The 486-nt window shown below is 66.7% G+C and carries 1 pseudogene; it reads right to left on the minus strand.

Going from position 1 to position 486, the window contains the following annotated elements:
- Nucleotides 1-88: 88 nt before the first annotated feature.
- A pseudogene (locus EAD96_RS25270) lies at nt 89-486 on the minus strand (IS630 family transposase); the annotation flags it as partial.

The raw sequence follows: 486 nt of genomic DNA on the forward strand, positions 1-486 counted from the left end.
AGCCAAAGCCGAGTGATGGTGCTGGTCACGGTCGGCACCGACCCTTTCGCCGGTCGGCCTTCGCCAGGATCTGATCGGCGGTCTGGTTGCGGTGCCGGGGGTGGCAGGCGTCCGCGGTGATCCGCCCGGTGGCGACCTCGAGGGCGGCGAACAGGGTGGTGGTGCCATGGCGCATGTAGTCGTGCGTACGGCGTTCGGCCTGGTCGAAGCGCATGGGAAGCAGTGGCGCCGTCCGGTCCAACGCCTGGATCTGGGACTTCTCATCGACGCAGACCACCACGGAGTTCTGGGGCGGGTCCAGGTAGAGCCCCACCACGTCGCGGATCTTCGACTCCAACTGCGGATCGGTGGAGAACTTGAACGTCTCGACGCGGTGCGGTTGCAGGTCCCAGTCGCGCCAGATGCGGGCCACCTCGGCAAAACTGACCGGCATCCCCGTTCCGCTCATGTGATCGGCCATCAGTCGGGCTGACCAGTGCGTGACTC

This window comes from Micromonospora sp. BL1 (genome assembly GCF_003667485.1).
Lineage (GTDB): Bacteria > Actinomycetota > Actinomycetes > Mycobacteriales > Micromonosporaceae > Micromonospora > Micromonospora tulbaghiae.